Consider the following 4,514-nt stretch of genomic DNA (forward strand, 5'->3'; position numbering starts at 1 on the left):
GTCTTCGTTTTGCTATCCGTGAAGGTGGCCGTACTGTAGGTGCTGGTGTTGTAGCAACTATCGTAGCGTAATAATTAGCCTAGCTAATTTTTACCCAAAAACCCGAGCTTAGTCTCGGGTTTTTTAATGTCTAAAATAAAGTGTCATATAAAAGCGGTGTTCCTACCTTTGACCTAAAGTAACTATCGTAGCGTAATTACTAACCTAGTTAATTATTAAGAACTGAGTTTAATCTCGGGCTTTTAATACCTAAATAACTTTTTCACCTAAATATTTACCTCCCAACAGTTATACATCACATATAAAAATTAATTACTAATCTAGCCGATAGGTTTGAGTCTTGATAAAGTAAAATCAAAGCCAGCTAACAGGAGCATATATGCTTAACCAAACCCTATTTAGCGCAGAGCAGGTGAGAGATAACGAAGCGCTTGCAGCTAAAAATAGCCATTGTGATTTATTTACCCTCATGGAGCGCGCAGGAGAGGCTGTATTGGATCAATGGCAGTTATTTAACGCCCAATATACCTTGGTGCTTGTAGGGCATGGAAACAATGCTGGAGATGGTTATATTGCTGCAAGGCTTATAAAGCAATTAGGGAAACAGGTGAGTGTATGCGCTGCTGAACCTGATAAGACATTAAACGGTGATGCTGCAAAAGCGCAGCAGCTATGGATAGAAGCGGGTGGGGTGGTTTCTCATTTTACAAAAGATGCTCTTAATGAGTGCGATATCGTTATTGATGCGCTCCTTGGTACTGGGCTTAATAGCGCCGTACGCGATAATTTTGCGAATATAATTTACGCTGTAAATAACAGTGGTAAGCCCGTAATAAGCATTGATATTCCATCGGGCATTGAAGCAAATACAGGACAGCCTTTAGGGTGCGCAGTACAAGCGACTTCAACCGTTACTTTTGTAGGTATAAAGCAAGGGCTCGCAACGACGGCAGGTAAACAATATAGCGGTAAGTTAGTATTTGATGATTTAGCAATTGGCGATGCGTTTACTTGTGTCGCTCAATCTTCAGGAACCCTTGTTAATATCAATAGCTATAAAGGAATAGCCACGCGGGCAATCAATAGTCACAAAGGAAGCCACGGTAAACTTTTATGTGTTGGTGGCAATCAAGGTACTGCAGGTGCAATTAGGTTAAGTAGTGAAGCAGCCCTTAGAACGGGTGCTGGCATGGTAAGGGTGTATACACACGAAAGCTCAATAACGCCTATTAGTATTGGTAGACCAGAACTTATGGTAAGCAGTAATAACTTACATCAAGCGCTAGAGTGGGCAAGCTGCGTTGTTATTGGCCCAGGGCTTGGGCAAGACGAGTGGGCACAACAAACATTCGATGAAGTAGTGCAATATTGCCAAAACAATAAAATGCCATTGGTTATAGATGCAGATGCCCTTAATTTACTGGCTAAGCAAGCTTCATCATACACGTTAGAGCAATGCGTACTTACGCCACACCCAGGCGAAGCTTCGCGACTGCTAAGTGTTAGCACCAGCGAAATCGAATCAGACCGCTTTAATTATGCCCGCCTTTGCGCCAAGCGCTATAACGCGACTTGTGTATTAAAAGGCGCAGGAACATTAATAGATAATGCTCAGCAAACGTGGGTATGTGAAGATGGCAGTCCGGCACTCGCCGTTGGCGGCAGTGGCGATGTACTTACTGGTATTATTGGGGCATTACTTGCTCAAGGTTTAACTATTGATGAAGCAGCACGCTATGGTGTAACACTGCATGCTAAAGCCGGTGATATCGCAAGTGAGCGAGATGGGCAAAGGGGCATGCTACCCAGTGATCTATTCCCAATTGTAAGAGAGTTAGTTAATAAAGTGACGTGAGTTTAAGCGTCACTTTACATAACTAATTATTAAGCTGCAGTAAATCCCACTTTGTACCATATAAGTCTTCAAAAACTACTACGGTGCCATAGGGTTCTACTCTAGGCTCTTCGTTAAATGTAACGCCTTTAGAAAGCATTAAATTATAATCTCGCCAAAAGTCATTGGTATGTAAAAATAAAAACACACGACCACCCGTTTGATTACCAATAGCGATCATTTGTTCGGGTGTTGTGGCTTTAGCAAGCAGTAAATTAGCTCCTTTAGAACTGGCAGTATTTGAATTCGCCCCGCTTGAATTTGGAGGTGAAATTAACACCCAGCGTTTACCATCACCTAAGTTAGTATCCTCGACTAATTCAAAATTTAGCTTTTGAGTATAAAACTCAATGGCATCGTCGTAGTCCTTAACAACTAATGCAATGCTGCTTATATGCTGTTGAACGTTAGTAATGTTTGGTTTACTCCGTACTATTAAATAAATGTGCTTTTTATCATATTAGTTAGCGACTTCGCAGCGTATATGCCCGCAGTATGTAATGTGAATTAACTTGCGAGTTCGTCTTCATCATCGGGTGGATCACCTGAGTCTTCTTTGCGTTTTCTTTGTTCTTGTTTTGCTTTTTGTACATTTTCGTATGTAGTCGGTGGGATAGGAATAATAGAAATAAGCGGGAAAAATGCTAAAAATAAATAAGCCCCCTTAGACATACTTTTACCCCACGTGACCATTTTCAGCATAGCCCAAACTACGAATGATAATAACCCAGCCACAAGGGCAACAAAAATAAAGAAGGTGAATATTGTGCTATTACTTAATAAATCCATTTAATATAAATCTTAGTTATACATAATTAAGTTATGGGTATAAATTAAACAATATCAATGGTTTTTATACTAAAAAGCAAAAAACCAGCCGAAGCTGGTTTTTTATATAAGCGAGGTGCTTAAACGGTGATGTTTATCACATCATGCCGCCCACCTGATTGTAAGTAATTGATATTGATTTATATTTTAAATTTAAATCTCGAAATACCCTTTTTAATACCCTTGGCTTTATTGACGTTAGAAATATATAAGCTATGAGCAAAATATTAGGTTATGCGCGTAAATTTGTAATTTCTACTTACAGTTATAAAGGCTAGCTCGCTTTCGCCCCTATTGCGGGTTAGAAGCAAAAGGAAAACAGCCCTCATTTGGTTACTATACCTCTAATAATGTTTACTGGAAAAGCTAATTTAACATTCATTTAAGATCGTCTAGTATATATTGCAATTTTATTGCCCTTGATTTTTTTACTAGAGATATATTCACAGTCCTCTAATGCTATTGCTAAATCTTTATGAAGGCGATTATTTACCAAGTTAGGGTTATTTTTAAAAGAAGCTATTTGAGAATATGGTTTCCCCATTGATTCAAGTAAATCTGTTATCTCTTCTTTATTAAAAGTATTAATAAGTTTAAGGAATAGGGTGATAGCTTGATTTTTTTCAGTTGAATGTTTAATTGTAATATATAACAAACTTTCTTCAAATTGCTTTAGATCAGTGACTTTAGACAATATATGTAAAATATTATTGGCTAAGTTATCATTATCTTCCAAATTACCCTCACTCAATAGTTTTACTAAGGCAACTTGGTCTGCCAACGAAGTAATTGCATCTAATAAAAATAATGATGTATCAGGTGAAAGTTCATATTCATCGGACTTATTCCAATAATCAGAAAGATTGTTAAATATAAATAGGCCTACTAATTCAGGGTGGTGCTCAGTAAGGCTGCTATAGTTAGCCTCAGATAAAGATAGTAGGTTTTCTTTTAGTAAAGCTTTCATTTTTTCATTGTGAATATCGTAACGATTTAACGTTTCATATTTGTAAGGTAGAGCTTTAATAAGCAATGCAAAAGCCGCGTTATTTATTAAATCATCCCTTAATATTATTTGGGTTATTTCAGCAAGACTTTCTTTAAACTTTAAATTTTTGTTTATCTTTAAAGTAGAGAGGTACTGAGCTTTTCGATTAAGCACCTCAAATAATTGGCTTTTATCATCTGGAAACTTATTATTAAATTCAGCTAAATTGTCCCAAGTTGCTTCTAATTTTGATTCAACCAATAATAGTTCCCAAAAAACACTTGGTATATTTGATAGTGACTCAAACACATGGTTTTGCTTCTGGATTATTTTTTCTTTGGTTTCATTACTTACGGATGAATTATTAAGTAATTTAATAATAGTTTCTGTACTTTCCTCCATATTATCAGGCAGAGCTAAAAACACGTTGTAAATATAGACTTCAATATTTCCTTCAATGTAATCAATGAAATTTTCAAGGTTGCTATTATAGATAACGCTCAGATTACTTTTTTCTATCTCATCTTGTTGTATATTTAATTTACTCAGTAGCAAACATATATTTTCAGAAGTAATTTCGTAAAGGGAATGCTCAAAAATATGACTGAATAATTTGCCATCAACAGCACACTCCTCAAGCTCCTTAAATTTAATATTTAAATCAGTGAGTTTGTAATACACCTGCATTTGCTCTACAGGCTGAAGATCTAAAATACTTTCAGGGTTAACAGGGCAAGATCACGAACTTTACCTTGACTTAAAAGTATGATCTTATACTCCTTTTTTAAGGAGCATCCCCATGTC

The 4,514-nt window shown here is 36.7% G+C and carries 4 protein-coding genes and 1 pseudogene; 2 read left to right on the forward strand and 3 right to left on the reverse strand.

Annotated elements, in window-relative coordinates:
• Both NRL14_RS20570 and NRL14_RS20575 read left to right on the forward strand, forming a co-directional pair.
• A pseudogene (locus NRL14_RS20570) lies at positions 1-71 on the forward strand (elongation factor Tu); the annotation flags it as partial.
• A gap of 308 nt (positions 72-379) precedes the next feature.
• Positions 380-1,855, forward strand: coding sequence for an NAD(P)H-hydrate dehydratase (locus tag NRL14_RS20575; protein ID WP_306725494.1), 1,476 nt, complete (start codon positions 380-382; stop codon positions 1,853-1,855).
• A gap of 22 nt (positions 1,856-1,877) precedes the next feature.
• Here the strand turns inward: NRL14_RS20575 and NRL14_RS20580 are convergent, their stop codons facing one another.
• From NRL14_RS20580 to NRL14_RS20590, 3 genes are all read right to left on the reverse strand, one after another.
• Positions 1,878-2,309, reverse strand: a complete 432-nt coding sequence (locus NRL14_RS20580) for a VOC family protein (protein WP_306725497.1) — start codon at positions 2,307-2,309, stop codon at positions 1,878-1,880.
• 92 nt (positions 2,310-2,401) lie between these two features.
• Complete coding sequence (locus NRL14_RS20585) at positions 2,402-2,683, reverse strand: hypothetical protein (protein WP_306725495.1); 282 nt, start codon at positions 2,681-2,683, stop codon at positions 2,402-2,404.
• A gap of 421 nt (positions 2,684-3,104) precedes the next feature.
• Positions 3,105-4,391 carry a hypothetical protein gene (locus tag NRL14_RS20590; RefSeq protein ID WP_306725496.1) on the reverse strand — a complete coding sequence of 429 codons (1,287 nt, stop codon included), beginning with the start codon at positions 4,389-4,391 and terminating at the stop codon, positions 3,105-3,107.
• Positions 4,392-4,514: the final 123 nt, after the last annotated feature.

Source organism: Pseudoalteromonas sp. 20-92, assembly GCF_030847595.1.
GTDB classification, from domain to species: Bacteria; Pseudomonadota; Gammaproteobacteria; order Enterobacterales; family Alteromonadaceae; genus Pseudoalteromonas; species Pseudoalteromonas fuliginea.

What these genes read in the sequence shown, in the direction of transcription:
- NRL14_RS20575 (WP_306725494.1), top strand. Translation starts at nt 380, where the DNA reads ATGCTTAACCAAACCCTATTTAGCGCAGAGCAGGTGAGAGATAACGAA.
- NRL14_RS20585 (WP_306725495.1), bottom strand. Translation starts at nt 2,683, where the DNA reads ATGGATTTATTAAGTAATAGCACAATATTCACCTTCTTTATTTTTGTT.